We start from the raw sequence: 26,176 nt of genomic DNA on the forward strand, positions 1-26,176 counted from the left end.
TCTTATGAATTTTACTAAATAAACGGAGGATTCCATGGATAAAAACCGTGTACGCTTTTATAATTTAATGAAGCTTCTAGAAAGAAAAACAGATATTGATAATGAGTTTACCTTTGATGATATAAAAAAGAGACTAGCTGCAGGTGAAGAGGGCTTTTCCTATAGTAAAAACACATTTTTAAAAGATATATCGGTATTAGAACATGTAGGTTTTGATGTAATTGAAAACGCTTCAGATGGTAAGGCAACTACATATAGTCACCAAGAAAGACTATTTGAATTACATGAACTCCGTTTATTAGTAGATGCTGTTACAGCTTCAAGATTTTTAAACAAACAAGAAACAAAAAAGATCATTGATAAATTAAAAAACCTTACAAGTGAAAACGAAGCCAAAAAGCTTCACAATGGCATTATCCCAGACACAGCCATTAAAAGTGAGAGCAATCGAATTCACTTCTCAATCGATCAAATTCATCAAGCCATTGCTGAGAAAAAATTACTTACATTTCAATATGGTCGATACAATTTTAATAAAAAATTTGAATTAAGCCATGATGGTAAAGAATACGCAGTAAAGCCACTCGCAGTAATTTGGTCAAATGACTACTATTACTTAATTACAAGAAGCTTACCTGATGATCAACTTAGACATTTCCGCGTAGACCGAATGAGAAAAGTTAAGAGAACGGAAGAGAAATTTCAAGATGAACGCTTTAACGTTGATGAATATTTGAGTACAGTTTTTAATATGTTTGCTGGAGAACCTGATTATGTAAAAATCAAGTTTAAAAAAGGCTTATTAAATGTCGTACTAGACCGATTTGGATTAAAGGCTGATATTCAGCAAGTGGATGAGGAGAATTTCATTTTAACTACAAAAGCTGCGATAAGTGATGGATTGATTACTTGGATTTTAACATGGGGTAAAGATGCTCAAGTTATTAGTCCACAATCAGTAATTGATAAGGTTCAGGAGCAAATTTTTGAGATGAGTAAGTTGTATAGAATGAACTTACAACAATAATTTTTTACTAAAAAGAGTATCTTTCGGGGATGCTCTTTTTTCATTATAAAACCTTCATATTAAATTCAAAATTGCTTTAAATAAAATGCTTTTAAGTATGTTACTATTTTCACAAGTGAACTAGTTGCAAATACATATGAATTTTCAGTACTTAAAAAATCATCATTGACTTCCACTTCCATCTTTCTTATAGATTTGTGACTTCTTTCATAACCAATCCTTTGTTCAACTATAACCTCCTGGTTTGCTTCCAATTCACCTTTTAAATTATTTTCGACTACAACCTTATATGGTGTATATGGTCCACCCTCATCTGATTCAGTATCTAATTGTTCGACTACTCTTCCTACAAACAACTGTTTTGCTGCTTCTGTAATATTTTCCTTTTTATTAATATCAAATTCATATTCTGCATTTGAAATAATTACTCTATTAGGCTTATTAGTAGAATAAAGTACACCAACCACAAATAAAAAGATAGTTGAACTTAAGGTAATCTTTGTAACCATATTCATTTTTTTTCTTTTAAATTAGTAGGATTACAGCTTCGATTGGTACTCGATCAATCAAATTCAATATAACATCTAATATAAAAGAGATTATAAGTAATTGTTACAATTTAAGGAACAAACGTTAATAATTAGTTCAACTTCATACATAATTCAAATTTAGAACATTTTACCAGAAATTAATATGTTAATATAATCAAAAATACAAAACGTTTTCTTGGGGATGGGTTAAATTTGAAAAGTTTCTACTATCTTATCATTAGTTACTCAATTTTCATTTTAAATGTCACCTTCAACGGATTTAACAACTTCAATCTATTTTTAATTTTAAATTGCATTAGTATTTTATTAAGCCTGCTTAGTTTTCTAGTTTCAATCATTTCATCAGATAGGAGATGGAAAGAAAAGGTCAATATTGGTCTAAGTTTGAATTTAATTCTAGTCTCATCACTTTGGATTAACTTAGTATATGTTGGGGTTTAAATGGTTTTAAATAGTAATATCAAGAAATAGGTGAGTATAATGGAGAAGTTTTTTAGAGTAATTTTAATTCTTATTTTAACTTTTATTGTGATTGTTTTTACGTTAATTTTCATTTTTAATCCAGTCAGTAAGGAGATTAGCGGTTCTTCAAAAAGTATTGATTCACTTGAAACACTTAAGGAGGATAAGGTTGGTACAAGTAGATCCAATATTATTTCTGTTGAAGAACAAAACATGGTTGAAAATAGTTCGGCACAGCAAGGTTTTGTTCCAAAAGAAAATGGAATAGGATTCTATTTTGTAAAAAATAAATAAATTCAACTATCAAAATAAAACGACTGACTAAAATAGCAGTCGTTTTACCTTATTATCTAAATCTCACTTCTTACAATCATAAGCAACCAAAGTAATATCCAATTCCTCTTCCAAATTCTCAATCTTACTCTTAGCATCATTAGTTAAATCCGCAATAAAAAAGTCACTATTATTTAAATCTTTATTCTCATTACTCATTTCAAAAATCCCCTTTACCAAAATTTTACCTTTTCATTATTCCCTGAGGTAAAAAAACTATCCAACTATAATTAGACAATTAAATAAAATTTTATTACGTAAAAGAAGCAATAAGACGGATAACTTACTTTAGTAATTCATATTTGTTAAACTATTTATATTATTTAAACAATTTAGTGGGAATAATAGGCTTACAGAAAGGGTTGGATGTATGGATAAGGACACGGTATTTGCAATTGGAGATATACACGGCAGTATAAATGAATTAGAAAAATTACTTAAACAATGGAATCCAGATCATGAAAGGCTAGTCCTACTTGGAGATTTAGTAGATCGTGGTGAGAATCCATACGAGGTTTTAATAAGAGCGCAGCAATTAGAAAAAGAATATGGAGCGGTTGTTTTACTAGGAAATCATGAGCAAATGTTATTGGACTGGCTTGGGCAACCTGAATTTAAACAAGCGTATTACTACGGACAAGGTGGTTTAGAAACAATTAATTCATTTTTTAAATTTGAAATTACAAATAAAAGAGGTCCTAATGAAGTAGCACAATTAATGAAAGAGCAATTTGAATCTGAACTACAATTTATTAAATCTAGACCATTGTATTTCGAATGGGAAAATTATGTATTCGTTCATGCCGGAGTCAATCTTAATCTTGAAGATTGGAAAGAATCGACTGACAAGGATTTTTACTGGATTCGCGATGAGTTCCATTACGGAAAAAATGAAACAAATAAAACATTTATTTTCGGCCATACCCCAACATCAATCCTTCACAAAACTGAAGGGAAATTCGATATTTGGTATTCAACTTGTAAAACGAAAATCTGTATTGATGGGGCAGCTGCATATGGTGGGATTTTACATGGCATTAAAGTAAATAAAGGTGGAATAATCTCAACTCATTCGATTTCTTCTAAGACAAAGTCTACAAAATATGAAATATAATCTTCAATTTTAAATAAAGTAGTTGTAGAATTTTTTTGAGGCTTATAGTTGTTTTAATGTGGAAAAGTATTAAAATAAAGCAATTAAAAGATAATATATGAGATTTGGATTAATAATTCAATTTAATATTATTAAGTTATAGGTCGTTGTCAATAAGATAACGGCTTTATTATTTTTAAGATATAAAAAACAACTTTTTATAAAAAATTCTATTTTTGTATAATTTTTCAAGAATGAAGTGTCTTATAATATAGAAAATACTTTATGGAGGTATATCTTGCATAGATTGGTTAAGTTAACATGATTTGTATAGATAGAAAGGTAGCCTTTATTTAAGAAAAAGGCTGCCTTTTTTGATAATAGCCTGAACAAATTAATTGAAAGTAAATGAAGTTGTGGGAATTGACATTATAAAAAAAAATAGGTACTATTATATGTTTTTGGATTATTATGATAAAATTAATCTTATTCAAGTTCATTTTGAGGTAAATGATCATTTGAATAGGAAGAAGAGCTATTTATATGAGCTCTGACCTTTAATATTTCAGAGGTTGACTTTCCGACTACAAGAGAAGCCATTGTGGCTAAGGAGGAATTGAAAATGACTAAACTAGACCTACTGAAAGATTTTATTCTTAACAAAGAATTAGACATCGATGTATCTATACCTACTGAGGATTATACAAATTTTTCATATAATGGATTTGATGCGGGTACAGTCTATAATAATGACACTTACAGAATTTCTGTAGCTCGTGGAACAAAGGTAGAACGACTATTCCGTAAACGTAAATACAAAATGAAGGTTTCTAAAGACAATAACAACAATCTAGTTGCAATTTTTGAACTAGAAAGTGCTGATGATTTTGTACAAGTTAAAACGCTACTTCTAAATATGGATAAATTAGCTAGCAACGGACTTCGTGTAAACGTTGGTTAAATAATATGATCGAACCCACCTATCAATGGTGGGTTTTGTTTCATCTGAGCAACTATATTTTCGAAAAGAGCCTATTTGATAAAAATTTAATTTACTTTAATAGAGCCATGATTAAATTAAGAAGTTGAATAAATAAGCAGGTTAGAAATGCGTACAAAGACATTATAATCAGTTAATTCTAAAGATTTTAAAATTAGTTATTGACGTATGAGTAATTCGTTATTATGATTAACATATGTAACCGGTTACATATCAATGAAGATAAAATGCTATTGTAATGTAGCTTTTATTTTTTAAAGTGCATGTAACCGGTTACATATAAAAATTGACTATGTTAGAAGGTAGAAATGATGTCAGAAGAAATTAAAATCTTGTCTCCATGTGGGATGCTTGGGTATGGATTTCCAGCCGCTTCATTTTTAAATGGACTAAAAGATAAAATACATGGAATCGTCGTTGATGCTGGTTCTACGGATGCGGGCCCTCATAAATTAGGGGCAGGTGTTTCAATCGTTAGTGAACGGGCGTTAATGAAGGATTTAGAATTAATTATAACAAATGGTGTTCCAAGAAAAATTCCGATTATCATAGGATCTGCTGGAGGAGCGGGAGCACGACCACATGTAGAAGCAACGATTTCTATTATAAAAAAGATATTAAAAGAAAAAGAATTAAGTGCTAAGGTTGCAGTGATTTGGGCTGATTTTACTCAAGATCAAATTATTGAAGCAAATCGTGCTCAAAAAATTAAACCTTTAAGTCAGAATATTCCTGAACTAGAGGAAGAGACGATTAAAGAAACTATTCAAATCGTTGCCCAAATGGGGCATGAACCAATTTTAGAAGCTTTAGAGAATGATAGTGACATTATTATATGTGGCCGAGCTTATGATCCATCGCCATTTGCGGCGATTGGAATTTATCATCAAAAAGATCCAGGACTAGCTTATCATTTAGGCAAAATTTTAGAATGCGGTGCACTGTGTGCGGAACCTGGAACGACAAAGGATAGTATTTTAGGCGTTTTAAAGGATGATTCTTTCACAGTTGAATCATTAAATCCATTACGAAAGTGTACACCGATTAGCGTGGCAGCTCATACTTTTTATGAAAAAGAACATCCATACATATTACATGGTCCTGGATTCAGACTTGATCTAAGTGAATGCGAGTTTCATGACTTAGGAAATGGCGTTGTAGAAGTATCGAAAAGCCGATTTATTACTGAAGACACTACATTCATAAAGCTTGAAGGAGCAAAAAAGGCTGCCTATCGAACATTTGTGATGGCAGGCATCAGGGATCCAATTTTAATTGAAAATATTCATGAGATTGAGGATCGCGTAAAGGAACAAGTTTTTGAATACTATCCAGAAATTGACCGAAATGATTATAAAATTAACTTTTTAAATTATGGAATGAATGCAGTTCTTGGCTCAAAAGAAATAGAGTCATTTAAAGGCCATGAGATTGGTGTTTTATTTGAAGTTATTGCTAAGACTCAAGAACTAGCAAATAGTATTTGTGCGACAGTCAGATCAACTTTTCTACATTTTGGTTATGAAAAGCGCAAGTCTACTGCTGGAAATCTAGCATTTCCATTTGCACCGAGTGATGTAGAATTTGGAGCGGTGTACGAGTTCTCTATTTATCATTTAATGGAAATACATCATAATCCGTTTCAAGTTGAGTACTTGTAGGAGGGCGAAGTAATGACTACATTGTTTGATTTAGCTAAAGTACTTAGAAGTAAAAATTCAGGTCCATTTGAATTAACGTTAGATATATTATTTGATTCAGAACATGTCTATCAAATGGTAAAAAACTCAGGAAAGATTACGAAACAGACAATTTGTCGCTTATATAATTTACGAGAAGAACAGATTCACCATTTTGTTTTCTTTGACCAAGCATTGGGAATCAAAATTACGATTGAAAGAGATGTCTCTTCAGGTAGTGTTGGAGACAGAGATGTATATGGTGCGCAACAACATGCACCATTAATGAAGATTACTTTTGATGAGGCGGAGATGACTAGTGAGGAAGATTGCAGTTGTAGGTAGTATTAATATCGATTATTTTGTTGAAGCAGAAAAATTACCGGAAATAGGTGAAACCCTGTTAGGGAATCATTTCTTTTTATCGGTAGGCGGTAAAGGCTCTAACCAGGCTGTAGCCGCTTCTCGTTTAGGTGCTGAAGTTGCTTTATTTGGCTCGGTAGGTAAAGACGAGATTAGCGAAATTTTTATCGAAAATATGAAAAATGAAACAGTAGATATAACGAATTTAAATGTAGTTGAAGGAAGTCATACTGGCGTTGCATTTATAGAAATTTGTAATAGCGTGAATAGAATTCTAGTTGTACCTGGGGCAAATGACTTTACTGATGTTAACTATATTACTAAAGTTTTAGACGAATTGCTCACTTATGATGTCGTTTTATTCCAAATGGAAACACCAATGGAATTAATAGAATACTTGATTCCTATTCTACATGAAAAAGGAAAAATTATTATCGTTAATCCTGCTCCTGCTCAAAAAATTAAAGAAGATTTACTAGAAAAGATCACCTATTTAACACCAAATGAGCACGAGTATGAAATCGTATTTGATTGCAAACTTCCAATGGAAGAATTACTTAAGAACTATCCAAATCAATTAATTATTACATGTGGGAAGAATGGCATTGTTTATCATGATGGACAAGATATAGTTCGTGTACCAATTATAAAAGTAGAACCAGTCGATACAACTGGTGCAGGAGATTCATTTTCTGGAGGGTTTGCTGTAGCAGTTTCTGAAGGGGAAAATCTTTATGACAGTATCCGATTCGGAACAATTGTAGCTGGTTTATCTGTTACGAAAAAAGGTGCTCAAACAGGTATGCCATATCGAGACGAAGTAGACCTTTTATGGAAAGAGGAGTTGCAACATGAAGGTAAAGACCACGTTATCGAAAATTAAAAAAGATTGGGTCATTTATTTAATGCTTCTTCCAGCAATTGTTTATTTCATTATTTTTAATGTAATACCTTTGCTGGGAATGAAGCTTGCCTTTCAGGACTATCGGATTATTGGTGATAATGTGTGGGTAGGGATGAAGCATTTCAAAGTGTTGTTTAGCTCACCGGCTTTCTTAGATGTTTTAAAAAATACGGTTATTATCAGTACAATGAAAATTATCTTTATTTTTCCGATTCCAATTATTTTATCACTTTTAATTAATGAAGTTCGAACAGGGCCTTTTAGAAAGTATGTTCAATCAGTTGTTTATTTACCTCACTTTCTATCATGGGTTGTCATCGCCGGTATTTGGATCAGTCTATTAAATCCGCAAGATGGAGGCGTAAATATAATTCGTCACTTTTTTCATCTACCATCTATTGATTTTATGACTAGTAAGGACCATATTCGTTGGGTTTTAGTTTTTTCAGAAATGTGGCGTTCATCTGGATGGGACTCGATTCTTTACTTAGCGGCAATTATGAAAATCAGCCCATCATTATATGAGGCTGCGCGAATGGATGGCGCATCTAGTTTACAACAAATGAGATATATTACTTTACCAGAATTAACAAGTACAATCGTTACTGTTTTTATCTTAAATTTAGGCTTCTTTTTAAACGCTGGATTCGATCAAGTGTTTAACTTAATTAATGACTCTGTTATTAGTAAAGTTGATATTTTAGATACTTATGTGTACCGAATTGGTATTTTAAATGCTCAATACTCCTATGCAACAGCGGCTAGTTTATTTAAGGGTGTAATTGGCGTAGTTTTAATTCTTGGAACACACTTTATCTCAAAAAGGATTTCAGGTAAAGGTGTTTGGTAAAAGGGGGTGTAGATTTGAAGAAGATTAATTTGACAAGAACGATTATCTATTTAGTGTTGTTTTTATTATCTATATCAATATTAATTCCAATTTTAAACTTACTGGCAATGTCCCTTTCGGATCCATTAAAAGTTCATAAATTAAAAGGTTTAAGTATTTTGCCAGAAGGTTTTTCTTTGATTAATTATAAAATATTGCTTTCAAATCCACTAATTATACGCAGTATTTTCAACACGTTTCTAATTACAATCGTTGGTACTGCATTAAATCTGTTTTTGACAGCAATGGCAGCTTATGTGTTAGCTCGAACGAACTTTGTAGGAAAAAAAGTGATTATGGTTTTCCTTATTGTTCTAATGGTTTTCGAACCAGGATTAATCCCGGAATTCTTGCTTGTTAAAAATCTAGGATTACTAAATACTTACTCTTCATTAATTCTTTACAAGGCAATCAACGTATTCTATTTGTTTATTCTAATGAGATTCTTTGAAGATGTACCGGATAGTATTTTAGAGGCTGCAAGAATAGATGGGGCGGGACATTTCAAAATATTTACTAAAATTATGCTTCCTCTATCCAAACCTGCGCTTGCAACGCTTGGATTATTTTACGGGGTTTATCACTGGAATGAATATTTTAGAGCAACCATTTATATTACGGATCCACATAAATGGCCATTACAAGTTGTTCTACGACAATTTGTTGTGATGAGAGATAATACTTCAATGCTAGGAAACTTAACTAGTGGATCATATAAACAAATTGCTAACCTAGACTTTGCTTCCTTACAAGCGGGGACAATCATTATTTCAATGATACCTTTACTAATTTTGTATCCATTAATTTTAAAATATTACGCTAAAGGTGCGCTTGAAGGTGGAGTAAAAGACTAATAAATAGTCTAATTTTTAAAAATAACACACATTAAATCAGGGGGTAAAAAAACCAATGAAGAAATTACTTATGTTGATTTTTAGTGCATTATTAGTATTTACATCAGCTGCTTGTTCGAATGATAAAGCAACGAATGCAAATGACAAAACAGCCGATGGAAAAACAATTATCCGTGTGGTTGCAAAAGATGATTCACCATCAAATCCTGCTTCAGTAAAATATTACAATGAATTAGAAAAAGCCTTAAAAAGGGATGAAAACCTTAACGTAAAATTTAAACTAGTAGAAGTTCCACAAGGGGATTATGCTGAAAAATTAAATCTATTATTAACAGGTGGAGATATTCCAGATTTAATTTATTTCCAAGGTGGAGATCAGCAGATTTCACAACAACAACTTTTAGAAAAGTTAACTCCATATATTGATAAGTCTAAGTATATTAAAAATTTACTTCAACCTTATAACCAAGAAAGATTAAAAAATTATCCTTACTTATTATGGATTAAACCACTTGATAAAAAGACACCTGTTATTCGAAAAGACTGGTTTGATAAGATGGCTAGCTCTCAAGAATTAATGGCAAATCCAACAACAGATAATTATTATAAGTTTTTAAAAGAATTAGTTTCTACACATCCAGGAGGGGCTAACAAACCTGCTTATGGCTTAACAGCAGCAGGAGATATTTCAGAATTAGATTCTATGTTTAAAATGGCATTCGGAATGAATCAAACATGGTTAAAAAATAGTGATGGAACATATGTTTACTCAAAAGTATCAAATAATGAAAAAGAGTTATTAGCTTACTATAGCAAGCTTTATAAAGATGGAATCTTAGATCCTCAATACTTAACAAAACAATGGGATACAAAAGAAAAAGCTTTCTATGATGGGGAAGCTGCAATTATTACAGGAACAAATGGTAAAGTTATCGATCTTTACAATAGTAAAATGACTCAAGTAAACGGTAAGCAAGCTGAGTTAGTCGTTCTTCCAGCTGCTAAAGGAGTTTACCAAGGTTTCGGTGAGACAGATGTAACGAAAGAATCTCGTGGTTATGCGATTTCTTCTCAATCAAAACATAAAGATTTAGTGTTTAAAGTTTTAGATTACTTAGCAAGTCCAAAAGGTCAAATGTTAGATCGACTTGGATTTGAAAATGAAGAATATAAAATTGAAAACGGTCAAATTGCTTTAACAGATAAATATTATAGTGAATGGTTTGCTAGATATTGGGAACCAACAGAATTTAAAACAGAGCAACCATTAAAAACACCTCTTTTAAGCGAACCGGCTTTAAAATCACAAGAATTAGTTAAACAATCTTATACGGAAGATAATAGTTTTATTTTGCCGGAGAAATTCGTAGCAAATTGGGATGCGATGGAAAATCTTTATAAAGAGTACGCTACTGATATTATTACAGGAAAACGCCCAGTAAGTGATTTCGACAAGTTTGTGAAAGAATGGAAAAAAGCTGGCGGAGATGAGCTTACTAAATATGCAAATGACAAAATAAAGTAAGGAGTTCTAAAGTATGGTTTCGTTTCAGGATCGTGTAAGAGGTGTTATTCTTTCAACAGCCTTAGGTGATGCACTTGGGGCACCTATTGAAAAGTTAACCTATGAAGAAATAAAAGAGAAATATAGACGAGTAGAGTCATTGAATACAAGTTGGTATAAAGAAGATGCTCCATATGAAGTAACACTTGGTAAAATGCGTGGACAAGGTATCGTAACAGACGATACCTTGATGACCGCAGCCTTAATTAATGTTTATTTAAAAGAAAAAAGACATCTTGATGCTTACGATGTAGGAAATGAATTCGTGAAAGAGATTGCTTTTAAGAAGACATATATTCCTGAATTTGGTCGCGAAGCATTAATTATTGATCGTCTGTTTTATCCTGAAAAATATATATTTATGCGACATGTTTTGGCTAATTGTGAACCTAGAGAAGCTGGTATTGGAAATATGATCAATTGTGGAGCAGCTATGTATATTGCCCCAATTGGAGTTGTTAATGCAGGCAATCCGAAAGCAGCCTATGATGAAGCCATTTTATTTGCGATGGGCCATCAAAGCAGTTACGGGCTTGAAGCGGCAGGAGTTTTAGCTGCATGTGTGGCGAAAGCTTTTGAAGAAAATGTAAGCATTGAAGAAATAGTTGAAACTGCTATTTTATTTGCAAAAGACGGTACAAAACAAGCGATTATTGAAATGACTGAAGCGGCAAGAAAACTTAGAGCAGAGCATGCAGAAATGGATCAAGTCATTGAAACTTTCCAAAACGTCATTGCTAAGTTTTCACCAATGAAAGATGATGTACATCGAAAAATTGAGAAAGTTGGCATTCCATCAAATCATTATACACCGAGTAGACTGTTTTCAATTGAAGAGCTACCTATGGCGTTGGCATTTATCGTTTTAAATAATGGTGAATTCTATAAATCTATTTACGATGGTATAAATTCGGGACGTGATACAGATTCCATTGGCGTTATGATTGGCGTAATTCTTGGAGCAAAATATGGATCTGCGGTTATTCATCAAGAAGATATTCAACTTTTAGAATCGAAAAATAAAATGAATCTAACCGAATTATCAGATACATTTGCTGACATTGCAAAAGAGATTATTTTACAAGATTTAAATCTAAATGAACAAAGAAAAAGATTACTGTGAGCAAAAGTGTAACCTGGAAGTGGAGTGAATGAAATGATTTCGAATGATTATTTAGAGAAGGTATACGCTGGATTTTTAGGAATGAATGCTGGAATCCGACTTGGTGCCCCTGTAGAACCTACTGAGTGGACACCAGAAATAATTCAGGACGTTTATGGTGATATAAATGGATATTTAAAAGATTATAAAACTTTCTCAGCAGATGATGATGCAAATGGACCGGTATTTTTCCTTCGTGCATTATATGATGACGCGAAAGATCGTGAATTAACTCCAGAAGACGTAGGCCGTGCATGGCTCAACTATACACGTGAAGGAATCGGAATGTTTTGGTGGGGCGGAGAGGGTATTAGCACAGAACATACTGCCTATAATAATCTGAAAAAAGGCATTTCTGCGCCAAAATCTGGTTCTTCTGAAGTGAATGGGATTGTCCTTGCAGAGCAAATTGGTGGGCAAATATTCGTTGATAGCTGGGGGTTATTGTTACCTAATAATCCAAAAAAAGCAGCTGATTATGCTGAGATTGCAGCAAGCGTATCGCATGATAAAAATGGATTGTTTGGGGCCAGATTTATTGCTGCATGTATTGCTCAGGCGTTCTCTGCAAAATCAATCAAAGAGATTATTGAAGCCGGCTTAAAAGAAATACCAGAAGAATCTACTTATGCTTTAGTTGTTAGAGCAGTTCTTGACTTTCATAAGCAGGTACCGAACGACTTCCGCCTTTGCCGTCAATATCTTGAAGACGAATGGGGATATGATAAATACCCAGGAATTTGTCATATTATACCAAACGCAGGAGTATGTGTCCTTTCTTTACTTTATGGAAATGGCGACTTTGCAAGAACAATTCAAATTGCAACAATGTGCGGTTGGGATACAGACTGTAATGCTGGAAACGTTGGGACAATTTTAGGTGTTTTCACTGGAATTAGCGGAATAGCTGATCGTTATAGAAAACCAATTAATGATTTTATCGCCACTTCAAGTGTTTCTGGTTATTTAAATATTTTAGATATTCCTACATTCTCTAAATCACTAGCAATCTTAGGATACAAGATGGTAAATCAAGAGCCACCTATAGATTTAATAGATAGTTTTCGAGAAGAAGAAATTTATTTTGATTTCACGTTACCAGGTTCAACACATGGATTGCGAACGGACTTTCCTTTTAAAACTTTCTTAAAGCACAATTCTGAGCATGGGTATCAAAGGAAAGGATCACTTGAAATCTTTATCGACAGAATGGTAAAAGGTGAAAGTAGTAAAGTTTTCTATAAGCCTTTCTACCGAAGAGAAGAATTTAACGATGAAAAATATAAACCAACGTTTGCCCCTCAAATTTATAGTGGACAAAGCGTCTCTTTAAAAATCTATTCAGATAAAATTCAAGGTGAAGACTTTATTTTAACACCTTATATTCGGAATACTTATTCAAAAGAAACTGTAAAACTGAATTCTATTACACTTACAAATGGTGAATGGAATTCGATCGAATTTATCGTGCCAGATACAGATGGTGATTTAATTGATGAAGTAGGCTTTATAATTGAAAATCCTTCAGAACTAACAAAAAGAGCCTTTGGAAAATTATATGTTGATGAATTCAGGATTTTTGGTAAGTCATGCTATTCAATCGATTTTTCTAAGCAAGCAATTGAATTTCTAAGTGTAACTCCATTTTCTCACCATAGAGGAGAGTGGACCCTTGAAAACGGGAAAATGAAGGTTAGTAGTTTAACAGACTGTGCAGCATTTACAGGAAACTATTATTCAAAAGATGTAATCATTAATGCATCCATTATCCCTAAGAAAGGTGACTCTCACAATCTACTATTTAGAGCATCTGGAGTAGAACGTCATTACCAAGTAGGTTTTGATGGGAAAAATCAAGTTTCACTCATTGCGAACGATTTTGGAATTGAACGTATACACTCTGTCCCTTTTGAATGGAAACATGATGAAGAATATCAGTTTGAATTGAAATGCAAAGATAATGAAATCCGCTTTTCTATTAATAGTGATGAAGTACTCTCATATGAGCACGATCGATTTAATCGAGGAATGGTCGGATTTGCAATGATAGAACAAGGAGAATCAATTATATCTGATTTTTCTGTGAAGGAATTATAAGGATGAAGTTTATGAAAGGTAGCGTTTAGCTACCTTTTATTATACCGTCAATCACATTTTTGATTAATCTAACGAGGTGAATAGAATGAATCGGAAAGAAATTTACGATAAAGTATACGGGTGTCTGATTGGTCTTTCTGTTGGTGACGCACTTGGCGCGCCAACGGAGGGTATGACACTAGAAGGAATTAAAGAGAAATACAATTGGGTAGATGGCTTTATTTCAGACGATCCTGTTGGGACAGATGATACAGAATACTCGATGTTAACTTCCCTAATTTTACTAAAATATGGTGAGAATTTAACTTATCGAGATATGACGTATGAATGGAGCCAATACTTATTAGATCAAAATGGTGGGTTTAAAGGCGGAGGTTTTAGTGAAGTCGATGCTATTTTTAATTTAAGAAAAGGTCTCGTTGCTCCTTATTCTGGTATGGATAATCATGAAATGTGGAGTGATGGTGTTGCCATGCGAATCGCTCCAGTTGGTGTTTATTTTGCCGGAGATCCAGAAAAAGCTGCAAAAATAGCAGAAATTGAGGCAAGAATCAGCCACGACAGAGACGGTGTCTATTGTGGAATGGCGATTGCTGCTAGTGTTGCTTATGCTATGACAGGAAATTCTTGGGAAAAGGTCATTCAAAATGGCCTAGTCGTATTACCGAAAGATTCATGGTCTTATCGTAAAATAAGTGAAGCCGTAAATATAGGGATGAAATATTCCAATGTTCAAGATGCAATGGAAGAACTATACAATAAAGTTTCAATTTTCTATTATCCATGGGCTGACGTTGCACCTGAAGCTACGGCTTTAGCGTATGGTGTATTTGCTGCGTCCAAAGGAGATTATAAACAAGCAGTTTTAGGTGGAACAAATATTGGTAGAGATTCGGATACGATTGCTTCTATGAATGGGGCATTATCTGGCGCATTAAACGGTGCTAGTGTGATTCCAGAGGACTGGAAGAGCAGAATCAATGTCATTAAAGGAGTATGTGTAAAGAAAACTAAAGGAATCGATATTCGTGATTTAAGTGAAAAATTTACAGATGTCATAGTTGGGAGAGGGATCTAATGAATAACCAAACTTTATATAGCAAAGCCTGTGGAGCATTTTTAGGACTCTCAGTTGGAGATTCATTAGGATTTCCCGCAATGTACCATCGCACCTCGGTTTTACCTACTAGAAGAAGGAATCGCCTTTGGGACTTTAGTAAACAGACTGATGAATATAAAATTAATAAGTTTTCATTACCATTTACGCATGCAATGGATGAAAGTATTCTAGACTTTTCGGGCACTGATGATACTGAATTTGCGATGATTTCTGCACTTACATTACTTGAAAGCACTCAATATAGTGAAGAAGAATTTTTTAAGCAGTGGAAAAAACTTGTCGTTGATTACGAAAGCGAAATTTGGAGCGGAATTAGTGAGCGCGCTTCGATTGAAAATATTAAAAAAGGTTTGATTCCACCTGCAACGGGAAATGACAATCCTCATCATTTCGATGATGGAGCTGTTGCTAGAGCAGTACCAATTGGTATTAAGTTTAATAGAAACCCTGAAAAAGCAGCGGCTGTAGCAGAAAAAATGGCATCCATTACGAACGCAGAAGATGGAGTATATGCTGCAAAGGCTATGGCTGCTAGTATTGCAATTGCTCTTGATGGAGCTTCACCAAGGGAAGTTATTGACGCAGGTTTAAAACAGATCCCCGAGAATACATGGTTAAGTAGAAAAGTAAGCCAAGCATTTTCAATTTTGGATTCAACTAATAACGATGGATTTGCTGCGATCCCACTTTGGAATAATCAACTAGTCAACTCAATTTATAACTATGGAAATATTGCTCCTGAGACATTAGCAGTTGCCTATGCTATAATTCTTGCTACAGAAGGAAGTTTTGAAAAGAGTATCATGATGTCACTTATGTTACCTAAACAAGCCGACAGTATGCCAGCAATGGTTGGTGCATTGGCAGGCGCAATGAACGGAATAGAATCAATTTCGAAAAGTTGGGTAGATAGTGTTGATACACTTAAAGGCTTCTGTGTCCCTTATTTAAAGGGCTTAACGATTACGGATACAGTAAAACGTTTAATTGAATCAGAATAAGAAGATAATAAATATTAGAAAATATGTTACATTTTAGGGGAGTACAATCTAGTGAAGAATAAGAAAGCGACGATTCGAGATGTCGCAAAAGAAGCTGGTGTTTCTGTAGCTACGGTATCAAGATATATAAATAAAATAAGTTATATTAGTCCCGAAACCGAACAAAAAATTAAAGTAGTTATGAAAAAGCTTGATTATAAACCAAACGAGATTGCTAGAGGACTTGCGAAACAAAAATCGAAAACAATTGCCTTAATTATTCCTGATATTTCAAATCCGTTCTTTCCAGAATTGGTTGTTGCAATTGAAGAAGTTGCTAAGTTAAAAGGGTATGGCCTAATACTAGTTAATTCAAATAATGATGATCTAAAAAACCCTATGTTTTGGAAGGAATTTCAAAGCAGATATATTGATGGTTTTGTGTTGGCATCATTTGAATTTAATGAAGAGATTCTAAAAAGCTTACAGAATTTACAAATACCATTTGTTAGAGTGGACCGTGCAGTCGATACGCATACAGCTAATTCAGTAGGCGTGGATAATTACCAAGGTGCTGTAATGGCTGTTGAACATTTATATGAACTTGGATGTAAAAATATCGCTCATATTAGCGGTCCTGATGTTTTCATTCCTGCGAATGACAGGCTGAGTGGATATCTAGATACTTTGCAAAAATACTTCCCATTACAAGAACCAATTGTATACCAAGGGGATTTTGCGATGGAAAGTGGCAAGCAATTAACTCAAAAGTTGCTTGAGGATCATCCAGAAGTAGATGGTATATTTCTTGCTAATGACTTAATGGCAATTGGTTCTTTAAAGGCATTAAAAATGCTGAATATCAAAGTGCCTTCTGACATTGCCATTATTGGATTCGATGGAATTAAAATAGCTGAAATGGTAGAACCTGAACTGAGTACAATCGTCCAACCAATCTATCGAATCGGCGTCACTGCAACTAATAAATTAATCAGTTTAATAGAAGAGAGAGATGACACCGAAGAATATCAACTAGAAGTTGTACTAGTTAAAAGAGAATCTACTTTAGGTTTTTTACCTAAGGGGTAATGATTCAAACTTTGCTTGGATATATTTGAATTAGTAATAGATTTATCCCCATGTTCATAGAACTATAAGGGGAAAGACTGTATAAAAACTCGATGAAAATCGTGTATGCTTACAGTCTTTTTTATTTTGTAATTGATTTAGTAAAATTTTTTGAGGAAAGATACATACTTTAAAAAACCTCGTTCAATCCTGAGATAGGTATTAATTTCCTACAATTCTCCTAAATAAGTCCTATCTAATAAAAGTCAATAAAACAATAATCGTAAGAGACTAGACTAATAAAGCATCCTGACATAAAGAAAAAAGTATTAGTTAACTAGCACTGTTTATACACCCATTTTTAGGTACACGGTCACGATGAAATCTAGTATCCAGTTCACTTTTGAATATTCAGATATTTTTGTAATATTAAATAAAAGGAAATAAAAAGGTGATAAACATATGTGCAAAAATAATAAAACAATCATAACAATGAATAAATATTATGTAAGACCTGGTGACGAAATCGAATTTATGCCAAAAGAGGATAATGTAAAAGAGGTCAAACCGAGTTTCGTAAAAGGAATCGTAACGAAAGTTCTTTCAAACTCTGTGATTGTAGATATGAGAATTGATCGTACCCACCGAAATTATTACGAACATGATCACACTGTAATCAATCACAAAAAGTATAAAATTTTAGCTTCTATTTCAAAAAGTTAACAAACTTAATTTCCTAGAAAATAGCCTTAACCCAAATTAAAGGGATAAGGTTATTTTTAATTTTAGTTCTTATTATGTTTTTAATATATTAAAGTATAAAATTCACATGAAGTAATGAGACCATTAGAGTAGTTCTAGAGCAGGCACAAACTGCTTTTTTTGTTGCAGGAGAATAGGAATAAAATACTAATAGTAACTGTCACTTTCAATGAACAATCTATATTCATAAATTAATAAAAATTGCTTTTTTAAGTTAATTAAATATGTGACGATCCTCGCAATTTATACCACGATAAGCTGCATATTATCACTCTACGAAATTAAATAAACACTAGTAAAAGTAAATATTTCAAAAATCGGTGGCAAAACCAAAGATAATGTAATATTCTTCATATTTCCGTAACATTATATTACAGTTTTTAACAAACTCAGTCTTTAGACCGTTTTGTTCTCCAATTAGTTTTGTTAAAATAGAATTAGAAATTTAGAAAATATTGGAAATAAGGAGGACGAAATGAAAAAGGCAATTGTACAAATTAAGAACTTATCAAAGGAAATAAAAGGGAAGAAGATTGTTTCTGATTTAAGCTTTGATATTTTTGAAGGCGAAGTTTTTGGATTCTTAGGTCCAAATGGAGCTGGTAAGACGACGACGATCAGGATGATGGTTGGTTTGATGAATATTTCTGAAGGTGACGTTGTCATTAATGGTCATAGTATTAAGTCCAACTTTGAAGATGCAATTAAGAATGTAGGGGCAATTGTAGAGAATCCAGAATTGTATAAATTTCTAAGTGGTTATGATAATTTACTGCAATATGCTCGAATGGATAAGAATGTATCAAAAGAGAAAATTGATGAAGTTGTTGAGCTTGTTGGTTTAACTGGAGCTATTCGTCAAAAAGTTAAAACTTATTCTCTTGGTATGAGACAGCGTCTTGGTCTAGCTCAATGCTTATTGCATGATCCGAAGGTATTAATTCTTGATGAACCAACGAATGGACTTGATCCAGCGGGTATCCGTGAAATGAGGGACCACTTGCAGCTTCTTACGAAGAAAAAAGGAATGGCGATTATTGTATCGAGTCACTTATTAGCAGAAATGGAAATGATGTGTGATCGAATTGGTATTATTCAACAAGGTAAGCTTGTAGATGTACAGGCTGTAACAGAGCTTACAACTGAAGATGTCCAAACATATTCAATTGAAGTAAATAATAATGAAACTGCACTTAAAGTATTATCTAAACATAACGTTCAATTAGTTGATGGCGAAATACATATTGAATTAACGAGAGAAGATGTACCGAATGTAATTGAGCTATTAGTCGAAAATCACATTCGCGTATATGGATTTAAGGCAAATGCAAAAACATTGGAAGATCGTTTCTTAGAAATTACGAATGTTTAACAACTCTATAATTTGTTGATGCTTATTATTTCAAAAAGAAAGGAACTTAGGACATGTTAAAATTGATTCAAAATGAATGGATAAAGATTATAAAAAGACCAGGTACAATTGTGATGGTTGCTCTTATTATTTTACTTGTAGGAGCTATGGGTTCATTTGTAAAATATAATGAACATAAAAAAGACCAAAATGCAGATCAGAATTGGAAGCAAACATTACAAGTACAAACAGCAGAAGATAAAAAACAATTAAAAAGTATTAGTGATAAAAATGACCCTGAAAGAAAGTTTTTAGAACGATCAATTGCAATTAATGAGTATAGAATAGTTCATAATATATCACCAAATGAAAAGACAAATGTTTGGACTTTTATGGATGTTTCATCAAGTTTAATTATTTTAGTAGGACTATTTACGATTATTGTTTCTGCCAATATAGTGGCAAGTGAATTTAATTGGGGTACGATTAAGCTATTACTAATCCGTCCGTTTTCTAGAAAAAAAATAATTATGTCAAAGTATTTAACTAGTATTCTATTTGGTTTTGCGTTGTTATTTATATTATTTTTAGTTTCGAATCTATTAGGTTTAGCACTTTTTGGTACAGGAAGTGGGAATACTTCATACCTAGCATATGTTGATGGCCATGTTGAAGAGCAAAGTAGACTTGTCTATTCTGCAAAGCTTTACGTAATGAGCTTCATCGAAACATTTATGCTTGCTACGATGGCGTTTATGGTTTCAACAGTATTTAGGAACAACACAATTGCGATCGGTATTTCAATTTTACTATTAACAGTCGGAAATACGGTAACAGTTATTTTGGCTGGATTCTTTGACTGGACAAAGTTTATCTTATTTGCCAATACAAATTTAATGCAGTACGTAAATGGTACTCCACCAATTGAAGGGATGACAATGACATTCTCAGTCATTATGCTATTAGTCTATTTTGTTATTTTCCTAGGATTATCATTAGTTGTATTTTCAAAACGAGATGTAACAGCTTAAGTCGCTAGAGTGACTAGTTTCATTGTAAAAGCCTTATTCAAAGTGCAGAACAAGGCTTTTTCATTTTTCTAAAATAATGATTGTATTTTTTCTTTCATCATTTCATTATACAGTTTCAATGCTTGGTCATACTCTTTTTCTTCAAAAAATTTAGTTAAATCTTCATACTGTTTAATATGATTTTCAACTGAACTTCTTCTATAGGAATAATATTTACTTGCAATAATCTCAAATTTATTTTGTAATGCCCCGATTGTTTCCATCATTAAATCGTTTTGGCTCGTTTGTAAAATAAGATTATGATAGCGATTTGCTTCATCGAAATATAAATGATGCTCTTCATTAGCTACCGCATTTTTCAATAACTGAATGCATTCATTCAGTTCATTAATTGGGAAATCAAGCATTTTCCTTTTCGCTTTTTCAATGCTTCCAATGCCTAAAAATAAACGATATTCTAAAAAATTAACGATATCGATCATTGTAATTTGAATATTTTGTACCATTGAGCCCTGGTTTTTAAAATGTTTAACGAAACCAGTTGTTTCCAATTTGACAAGCGCCCTTCGAATAGGAGTTCTACTCATGTTCAAATCATTTACAAGTGATGCTTCAGTTATATATGTTCCAGGAGAATATTTACCTTGTATTATAAATTTTTTGATTTCTTCATATGCTTTTTGTTCTAGTGTGATATTATTTGGCAAGTATTTCACCGTCCTACTTTCTAGTGTTATTTTAATGCGTAGCTAACCAAGAGTGGGATTTTTTATAAATTCACTCATTATACTAACAAATTAATAGAACCAATATTATACACAAAGTATACAATGAAATTGACTAAATAGTATAGAGAAATAATTGATTCAATTATGGTAATAAAGGGAATTATCTTATCGGATTAATCAAAGAGATAAATGAAGTAAGAGGATGTTTAAAGAATGCTGAAGTAAAATTTTAATAATATTGTATACAAAAAAAATATTAATTAATTCTCGATAATCAATAAAAAAACATCTAAAGCCTTAAAAGGTTTAGATGTTTTTTATTGAATTTGCATTAAAAGATTAAATCCATAAATGCTTCTTCTTTCAGTTGAGTTAATATTTCAGTCGCTTTATCAAATTCAGATTTTTCCACACAATCAACAAGAGAAGTATATAATTCTATTGTCTTTGGAATTCTATTTTTTCTTACATTAAATACATTAGATGACGTTGCTTCTTCAGTAAATCTCTTCCATAGTTGATCAAGCATTTCGATGATTAAATTGTTTTGAGAATTTAGTAAGAATGTTTTATAAAACTCTGTCAATGCTCGGTGATAATTGTGGGCATCATCTTGATTATATGCTTTTTCCATAGACGCAGTAATTTCTCTAAGTAGTTTGACATTAAATGGAGTATGCTTCCTTTGAGATTTTTCTATGCAAAATACAGCAAAGCACCATTGAATTTCAATCATATTAATAATTTCATTTAATGTGAAATGAGTATATGTAACAGTCGTTCCATGAAAGTTGTTGTGTGATAACAACCCTTCGGATACAAGTCTTCCAAGTGCTCTTCTAATCGGTGTTCTACTCATTTGTAATTCAGATACAAGTGCAGTTTCCTTCAAATGCATACCAGTTTGATACTCACCTGAATGAATCAAACTTTTTAATTTTTCATATGCAATTTGTTCTAACGTTTTCTCTTTTGCCATTTTATTCTCCTACTATAAATGTATTAACTGTTTCATAAAAGATCTTCTTATTTAATCCTTAATAGTATACATTAAAAATCCAATTGATAAGCTATAGAAAAAAATAATTCAATTTTTGATAAAGGAATATAGGTGGATTTTAGTATTAGTAGGTTGATTATTATCTGAATTTAAAAATGTTTAATTAATTAAACGATGTATTTTCTTCCATATATTAGAATAATTTCCATCTCGAATTCAAATGATAAAATAAAATCAAAATAGGGGAACGGTATGAGAACTTATAAAGATGGTATGAAAAAAGATTCCTCAAATGAAAATTGGATTGATGAATTATCGAAATCAAATGATTTTATAAAATTTAAAACTTCAAGTGATCTTGAGAATGATAGTTACTATAGTATTTATTTTTACCGAACGTTAATTAGGTCTGAGGTCATGCATGAACAAATACTTCCATATTTGACAAAGAATTATACGCTTGAAGATTTGATGTCTCAACTTCCAGTTCAACAACTTACGATTACTTCAGATAGTTCTAAAATCAAAAGTAAACTGCTAAAGGGCTATATGGCAATTCAGTATGGTGAGAATAAAACTGATAGTTTACTTGTAAATATATCGAATAATGTTTCAAGAACGATAGGTCCTCCTATAATGGAAGCTACTACTTTAGGTCCACAAGTTGGATTTGTAGAAGATATGGATGTAAACATCAATTTAATTCGAAATAAACTACCAATTTCTGATCTTCATGTCGAGGAATTGGTAGTTGGGAAGTTATCAAAAACGAGTGTTGCTGTTATCTATATAAGTGGTATTGCTGATGATGAAAATGTTAATACAGTTACTCAGAGGATAAAAGATATCCAATATGATCATATTCCGGATAGTTCATTTATATCGTCTATGATTGGTGATAACACGCATTCTATTTTTCCACAATCGATTCCAACTGAAAGACTTGATCGTACAGTCGGAGGTTTAACTGAAGGGAAAATCGCCATTGTTGTGGACGGTTCTCCAAATGTTCTTTTAACACCAGCTTTAATAGATGAGACTTTTATTTCGATGGAAGACTATTATGTCAATTGGGTTCTCGCTACATTTTTCCGTTTTCTTAGAATGTTTGGTTTTGCCCTTTCGATTTTCATAACGCCATTTTATGTTGCTGTTTTGACCTATCATTATGAGCTAATTCCACCTCGCTTACTTGAATCATTAGTCATATCTAGAGCATCTGTACCATTTCCTCCAATTTTTGAGGTGTTATTTTTAGAACTTACGATCGAGCTAGTAAAGGAAGCTGGACTTCGATTACCATCAAAAATTGGACAAACGCTTGGTATTGTTGGTGGTATTGTAATTGGGCAAGCTGTTGTAGAAGCTAAGCTTACGAGTAATATTCTATTAATCTTAGTAGGACTTGGTACACTTGCATCCTACACATCTGCAATCTATAAATTTAACAATACGATTCGATTTATAAAGTTTCCGGTAATCATAATGGCTCAGCTAATTGGGCTTTTAGGGATTTTTATGGGCTTTATCTATTTAATGACGCACTTGCTTCGATTAACCTCTTTAGGAAGACCATATATTGGATCATATCCATTTAGGAAAACGGCATTTAATGATTTGTGGATCAGATTACCATTTGCAAAGCAGAAAAAAAGACCTACGAATTTAAGACCGGCTACACTTTTTCGTGCAACAAATGATATAAAACGTCCAGGTCCACCGAGTGATTTTGATGAATAAAAAGGGGAGATTTATTAATGGCATCGTATAGAAGACAACAAGTTTCACCGTATCTCCTATTTTTTATTATTACAAGCTCTCAAATAGGCGTAGGTGTTTTAGGGTTTCAACGACTCATCGCACAAGATGCTGGTTATGATGCATGGATTAGTGTCATAATTGCTGGGTTTATTGTTAATGCAGTTGTATGGATTATGTATAAAATGTTAACAAAGGCACAAGGGGATATTATTGATGCGCATAAGCAATTTTTTGGTAATATTATCGGATCAATCTTAAGTTTAGTTATTCTAATCTATTATCTAATTTTAGCAATATCTGTTTTAAGATTATATATTGAAATCGTTCAAGTTTGGATGTTTCCGTCTATATCAACGTGGCTATTATCGAGTATCATTTTATTATTATGCTACTATATTGTATCAGGTGGGTTTCGTGTAGTAGTTGGGATTGCATTTCTATCTGGAATCTTTACGGCATTGCTTTGGGCTTTGCTATTTCATTTGCCACATAAATATATTCATATGGATAATATTTTACCTATTCTTGATCATTCGTTTAAAGATTTGTTATTGTCTGCAAAAAAATCAATCTATACAATGGCGGGGTTTGAAATATTACTAATGGTTTTTCCATTTATTCGTAATGGAAATTCTTCTCAAAAGTTTGCTCAATGGGGAATCGCTTTTTCAACTTTAATCTTCACTTTATCGGCTTTTACAACATTTTTACTTTTAAGTGAAAAACAAATTGGACATGTAATCTGGGCGAGACTCTATATCGCTAAATTAATTCATTTTCCATTTTTAGAAAGATTTGAATATATACTAATTTCCAGTTTTTTAATTAAAATTATTTCAATTTTAGCTCTATTATTATGGAGCTCAAGCAGAGGCTTAAAATTAATTTTTAAATGGAAGCAAAAGTATACATTAATATTGATTAGTGTAATTAGTTTTATCGTTTGTCAATTACTTGAAACTCGATATGAAATTAATGCATTTACAGATTATACAAGTAGAATTTCTCTATACATTTTTTATATTTATATACCACTTTTTTCAATCATATTTATGATAAAGAAGTCTGGGAAAGTAAAATGAAAAAATATCTTCTATTTTTTATTATTTGTATTGCATTAACTTTAAATGGCTGTGCACTTGTACCGTCTGCGAATGTTAATGAACTTAATATTATTGAAGCAGCTGGTTTCGACCTTCCAAAACCAGAACAACTGAAAGGGACTGTTGTTTTCCCTGTGTTTCGACCATCTGGACAGATCGAATATAAAGTGTCTTCTGCAAATGGAGAAACAATAAAAAAAGTAAGGGAAAGATTAGATAGTCAAATGAGGTATCGGTTAATGTCAGGTCAGATGCGAGTTGTTACATTCAGTCTGGACTTAGCCAAAAAAGGTTTTTTTCCAATTGTTGATACGTTTAATCGGGACCCGGCCGTAGGGAATATCATACAATTAGCGATTGTTGATGGTGAAACAAGTGATTTACTTTCATTAAAACAGTATAAAGATGAAAACATAGCTTTATATCTTTACGATCTCCTTGTACACAATTCAGAGACTGGACCTTTTCCCTATACTGATTTCTCAACGTTTGTCTATCAATATTTTGAAGTAGGGCAGGATCCGTATTTACCGGTGTTAAAAATAGTGAATGACAAGATTAAAATAAATGGCATTGCAACTTTCAAAAGAGATAAACTCATAACAATTATTCCTTGGAAATATGCTTTCATTTTTAAAGGGATGAAAGAAAATTATAAACAAGGATTACATCAGTTCAAAATTGATGGAGATTATGTAGCAATTGATAATATAAAATCTAAAAGTAAATATGACATCAAAATCAAAAAAGGAAAACCAGAGTTTACAATTCATTTAAAAATGAATGCCAGAATTCAAGAATATACTGGTGATAAACCAATAGTACTTCCTAAACATATTAAACAAATAAGTAAAGCAATTGAAAGGGATATTGAAAAAAATGCAAAGGAGCTTATGTCACTCCTTCAAAAAAATAATGTTGATCCAATTGGTTTCGGCTCAAAATTAGAAGCACATTACAGGGAATTTGATGGAAAAAAATGGAGGAAACAGTATTCGAGTGCAAAAATTAAAGTAAAGGTTAATTTAGATATACTTCATACAGGAATTGTTGAATAGATCATGTTTCGAATGAATAGAAGAACTATTAAAACGTGAATGGAACTAAAAAAGGACGTCTTAAGGTCATTGTTAGACAGATAGACGTCTTTTTTAATTAAGAACATTGTATAAAAATTGTATACAAACGATTGAATAAGTATGTTAAAATAATATTACGGAAAAGTTAAGTATAAGATAATTTAATCCATAGATCAGTTTCTTTAATAAATTAAAAATAATTGTATTTATTTTAA

The 26,176-nt window shown here is 32.3% G+C and carries 25 protein-coding genes; 21 read left to right on the plus strand and 4 right to left on the minus strand.

Annotated elements, in window-relative coordinates; translation table 11 throughout:
- The first annotated feature begins 34 nt into the window (after nt 1–34).
- Nucleotides 35–1,027 (plus strand): helix-turn-helix transcriptional regulator, encoded by a 993-nt coding sequence (locus COJ46_RS09930; protein WP_097974067.1) that lies wholly within the window; start codon nt 35–37, stop codon nt 1,025–1,027.
- Nucleotides 1,028–1,092: 65 nt separating this feature from the next.
- On the opposite strand, the gene COJ46_RS09935 is transcribed toward COJ46_RS09930, so the two are convergent.
- The gene (locus tag COJ46_RS09935; RefSeq protein ID WP_097974069.1) at nt 1,093–1,542 is read right to left on the minus strand and encodes a hypothetical protein; all 450 of its coding nucleotides are present in this window, start codon (nt 1,540–1,542) and stop codon (nt 1,093–1,095) included.
- Nucleotides 1,543–2,058: 516 nt separating this feature from the next.
- Between COJ46_RS09935 and COJ46_RS09940 the strand changes: the two genes are divergently transcribed.
- Complete coding sequence (locus tag COJ46_RS09940; protein WP_097974071.1) at nt 2,059–2,334, plus strand: hypothetical protein; 276 nt, start codon at nt 2,059–2,061, stop codon at nt 2,332–2,334.
- Nucleotides 2,335–2,397: 63 nt separating this feature from the next.
- Here the strand turns inward: COJ46_RS09940 and COJ46_RS24975 are convergent, their stop codons facing one another.
- Complete coding sequence (locus COJ46_RS24975) at nt 2,398–2,532, minus strand: hypothetical protein (RefSeq protein ID WP_286133442.1); 135 nt, start codon at nt 2,530–2,532, stop codon at nt 2,398–2,400.
- 211 nt (nt 2,533–2,743) lie between these two features.
- Between COJ46_RS24975 and COJ46_RS09945 the strand changes: the two genes are divergently transcribed.
- From COJ46_RS09945 to COJ46_RS10020, 16 genes are all read left to right on the plus strand, one after another.
- Nucleotides 2,744–3,487: a metallophosphoesterase family protein gene (locus COJ46_RS09945; RefSeq protein ID WP_097974073.1), complete on the plus strand. Its 744-nt coding sequence runs from the start codon at nt 2,744–2,746 to the stop codon at nt 3,485–3,487.
- Between the two features lie 601 nt (nt 3,488–4,088).
- Complete coding sequence (locus tag COJ46_RS09950) at nt 4,089–4,427, plus strand: hypothetical protein (protein ID WP_097974075.1); 339 nt, start codon at nt 4,089–4,091, stop codon at nt 4,425–4,427.
- Between the two features lie 350 nt (nt 4,428–4,777).
- Entirely contained in the window at nt 4,778–6,127 is a 1,350-nt protein-coding gene (locus tag COJ46_RS09955; protein ID WP_097974077.1) for an acyclic terpene utilization AtuA family protein, read from the plus strand.
- A 12-nt stretch (nt 6,128–6,139) separates the two neighbouring features.
- Nucleotides 6,140–6,490 carry a DUF4387 domain-containing protein gene (locus COJ46_RS09960; protein ID WP_097974078.1) on the plus strand — a complete coding sequence of 117 codons (351 nt, stop codon included), beginning with the start codon at nt 6,140–6,142 and terminating at the stop codon, nt 6,488–6,490.
- Complete coding sequence (locus COJ46_RS09965; RefSeq protein ID WP_097974080.1) at nt 6,465–7,391, plus strand: ribokinase; 927 nt, start codon at nt 6,465–6,467, stop codon at nt 7,389–7,391. The genes COJ46_RS09960 and COJ46_RS09965 overlap by 26 nt, the downstream gene beginning before the upstream one ends.
- Nucleotides 7,360–8,262 (plus strand): ABC transporter permease, encoded by a 903-nt coding sequence (locus COJ46_RS09970; protein WP_097974082.1) that lies wholly within the window; start codon nt 7,360–7,362, stop codon nt 8,260–8,262. The genes COJ46_RS09965 and COJ46_RS09970 overlap by 32 nt, the downstream gene beginning before the upstream one ends.
- Nucleotides 8,263–8,276: 14 nt before the next feature.
- Complete coding sequence (locus COJ46_RS09975) at nt 8,277–9,155, plus strand: carbohydrate ABC transporter permease (RefSeq protein ID WP_097974083.1); 879 nt, start codon at nt 8,277–8,279, stop codon at nt 9,153–9,155.
- 55 nt (nt 9,156–9,210) lie between these two features.
- Entirely contained in the window at nt 9,211–10,680 is a 1,470-nt protein-coding gene (locus COJ46_RS09980) for an extracellular solute-binding protein (protein WP_097974085.1), read from the plus strand.
- A gap of 13 nt (nt 10,681–10,693) precedes the next feature.
- Complete coding sequence (locus COJ46_RS09985; RefSeq protein ID WP_097974087.1) at nt 10,694–11,842, plus strand: ADP-ribosylglycohydrolase family protein; 1,149 nt, start codon at nt 10,694–10,696, stop codon at nt 11,840–11,842.
- 33 nt (nt 11,843–11,875) lie between these two features.
- Nucleotides 11,876–13,978 (plus strand): ADP-ribosylglycohydrolase family protein, encoded by a 2,103-nt coding sequence (locus tag COJ46_RS09990; RefSeq protein WP_097974088.1) that lies wholly within the window; start codon nt 11,876–11,878, stop codon nt 13,976–13,978.
- Nucleotides 13,979–14,063: 85 nt separating this feature from the next.
- Nucleotides 14,064–15,056 carry an ADP-ribosylglycohydrolase family protein gene (locus tag COJ46_RS09995; protein WP_097974090.1) on the plus strand — a complete coding sequence of 331 codons (993 nt, stop codon included), beginning with the start codon at nt 14,064–14,066 and terminating at the stop codon, nt 15,054–15,056.
- Nucleotides 15,056–16,099, plus strand: a complete 1,044-nt coding sequence (locus COJ46_RS10000) for an ADP-ribosylglycohydrolase family protein (protein WP_097974092.1) — start codon at nt 15,056–15,058, stop codon at nt 16,097–16,099. The genes COJ46_RS09995 and COJ46_RS10000 overlap by 1 nt, the downstream gene beginning before the upstream one ends.
- Nucleotides 16,100–16,150: 51 nt before the next feature.
- Nucleotides 16,151–17,167, plus strand: a complete 1,017-nt coding sequence (locus tag COJ46_RS10005; RefSeq protein WP_097974094.1) for a LacI family DNA-binding transcriptional regulator — start codon at nt 16,151–16,153, stop codon at nt 17,165–17,167.
- A gap of 441 nt (nt 17,168–17,608) precedes the next feature.
- Nucleotides 17,609–17,869, plus strand: a complete 261-nt coding sequence (locus tag COJ46_RS10010; RefSeq protein ID WP_097974096.1) for a DUF2187 family protein — start codon at nt 17,609–17,611, stop codon at nt 17,867–17,869.
- Between the two features lie 514 nt (nt 17,870–18,383).
- Nucleotides 18,384–19,280: an ABC transporter ATP-binding protein gene (locus tag COJ46_RS10015; protein ID WP_097974098.1), complete on the plus strand. Its 897-nt coding sequence runs from the start codon at nt 18,384–18,386 to the stop codon at nt 19,278–19,280.
- A gap of 53 nt (nt 19,281–19,333) precedes the next feature.
- On the plus strand, nt 19,334–20,290 hold the full coding sequence (locus COJ46_RS10020; protein WP_097974100.1) for an ABC transporter permease: 957 nt from the start codon (nt 19,334–19,336) through the stop codon (nt 20,288–20,290).
- A 68-nt stretch (nt 20,291–20,358) separates the two neighbouring features.
- Here COJ46_RS10020 and COJ46_RS10025 read toward each other — a convergent pair whose 3' ends face one another.
- Nucleotides 20,359–20,997 carry a GntR family transcriptional regulator gene (locus tag COJ46_RS10025; RefSeq protein ID WP_141437758.1) on the minus strand — a complete coding sequence of 213 codons (639 nt, stop codon included), beginning with the start codon at nt 20,995–20,997 and terminating at the stop codon, nt 20,359–20,361.
- Between the two features lie 352 nt (nt 20,998–21,349).
- Nucleotides 21,350–21,997, minus strand: coding sequence for a GntR family transcriptional regulator (locus COJ46_RS10030; protein ID WP_097974103.1), 648 nt, complete (start codon nt 21,995–21,997; stop codon nt 21,350–21,352).
- Nucleotides 21,998–22,270: 273 nt separating this feature from the next.
- Between COJ46_RS10030 and COJ46_RS10035 the strand changes: the two genes are divergently transcribed.
- Genes COJ46_RS10035 through COJ46_RS10045 form a run of 3 tightly spaced genes read left to right on the plus strand, consistent with a single transcriptional unit; the run spans nt 22,271 to nt 25,940 of the window.
- On the plus strand, nt 22,271–23,758 hold the full coding sequence (locus tag COJ46_RS10035; protein ID WP_097974105.1) for a spore germination protein: 1,488 nt from the start codon (nt 22,271–22,273) through the stop codon (nt 23,756–23,758).
- A 17-nt stretch (nt 23,759–23,775) separates the two neighbouring features.
- Nucleotides 23,776–24,861 carry a GerAB/ArcD/ProY family transporter gene (locus COJ46_RS10040; RefSeq protein WP_097974107.1) on the plus strand — a complete coding sequence of 362 codons (1,086 nt, stop codon included), beginning with the start codon at nt 23,776–23,778 and terminating at the stop codon, nt 24,859–24,861.
- A complete protein-coding gene (locus COJ46_RS10045; protein WP_097974109.1) occupies nt 24,858–25,940 on the plus strand; it encodes a Ger(x)C family spore germination protein in 1,083 nt (360 codons plus the stop codon). Before COJ46_RS10040 ends, COJ46_RS10045 begins: the two co-directional genes overlap by 4 nt.
- The last annotated feature ends 236 nt before the right edge of the window (nt 25,941–26,176 follow it).

Origin of the sequence: Bacillus sp. AFS077874, assembly GCF_002566505.1 — a bacterium.
Lineage (GTDB): Bacteria > Bacillota > Bacilli > Bacillales > Bacillaceae_G > Gottfriedia.

Coding starts and splice junctions, on each gene's coding strand:
- COJ46_RS09930 (WP_097974067.1), top strand. CDS start 35: ATGGATAAAAACCGTGTACGCTTTTATAATTTAATGAAGCTTCTAGAA.
- COJ46_RS09935 (WP_097974069.1), bottom strand. CDS start 1,542: ATGAATATGGTTACAAAGATTACCTTAAGTTCAACTATCTTTTTATTT.
- COJ46_RS09940 (WP_097974071.1), top strand. CDS start 2,059: ATGGAGAAGTTTTTTAGAGTAATTTTAATTCTTATTTTAACTTTTATT.
- COJ46_RS24975 (WP_286133442.1), bottom strand. CDS start 2,532: ATGAGTAATGAGAATAAAGATTTAAATAATAGTGACTTTTTTATTGCG.
- COJ46_RS09945 (WP_097974073.1), top strand. CDS start 2,744: ATGGATAAGGACACGGTATTTGCAATTGGAGATATACACGGCAGTATA.
- COJ46_RS09950 (WP_097974075.1), top strand. CDS start 4,089: ATGACTAAACTAGACCTACTGAAAGATTTTATTCTTAACAAAGAATTA.
- COJ46_RS09955 (WP_097974077.1), top strand. CDS start 4,778: ATGTCAGAAGAAATTAAAATCTTGTCTCCATGTGGGATGCTTGGGTAT.
- COJ46_RS09960 (WP_097974078.1), top strand. CDS start 6,140: ATGACTACATTGTTTGATTTAGCTAAAGTACTTAGAAGTAAAAATTCA.
- COJ46_RS09970 (WP_097974082.1), top strand. CDS start 7,360: ATGAAGGTAAAGACCACGTTATCGAAAATTAAAAAAGATTGGGTCATT.
- COJ46_RS09980 (WP_097974085.1), top strand. CDS start 9,211: ATGAAGAAATTACTTATGTTGATTTTTAGTGCATTATTAGTATTTACA.
- COJ46_RS09985 (WP_097974087.1), top strand. CDS start 10,694: ATGGTTTCGTTTCAGGATCGTGTAAGAGGTGTTATTCTTTCAACAGCC.
- COJ46_RS09990 (WP_097974088.1), top strand. CDS start 11,876: ATGATTTCGAATGATTATTTAGAGAAGGTATACGCTGGATTTTTAGGA.
- COJ46_RS09995 (WP_097974090.1), top strand. CDS start 14,064: ATGAATCGGAAAGAAATTTACGATAAAGTATACGGGTGTCTGATTGGT.
- COJ46_RS10000 (WP_097974092.1), top strand. CDS start 15,056: ATGAATAACCAAACTTTATATAGCAAAGCCTGTGGAGCATTTTTAGGA.
- COJ46_RS10010 (WP_097974096.1), top strand. CDS start 17,609: ATGTGCAAAAATAATAAAACAATCATAACAATGAATAAATATTATGTA.
- COJ46_RS10015 (WP_097974098.1), top strand. CDS start 18,384: ATGAAAAAGGCAATTGTACAAATTAAGAACTTATCAAAGGAAATAAAA.
- COJ46_RS10020 (WP_097974100.1), top strand. CDS start 19,334: ATGTTAAAATTGATTCAAAATGAATGGATAAAGATTATAAAAAGACCA.
- COJ46_RS10030 (WP_097974103.1), bottom strand. CDS start 21,997: ATGGCAAAAGAGAAAACGTTAGAACAAATTGCATATGAAAAATTAAAA.
- COJ46_RS10035 (WP_097974105.1), top strand. CDS start 22,271: ATGAGAACTTATAAAGATGGTATGAAAAAAGATTCCTCAAATGAAAAT.
- COJ46_RS10040 (WP_097974107.1), top strand. CDS start 23,776: ATGGCATCGTATAGAAGACAACAAGTTTCACCGTATCTCCTATTTTTT.
- COJ46_RS10045 (WP_097974109.1), top strand. CDS start 24,858: ATGAAAAAATATCTTCTATTTTTTATTATTTGTATTGCATTAACTTTA.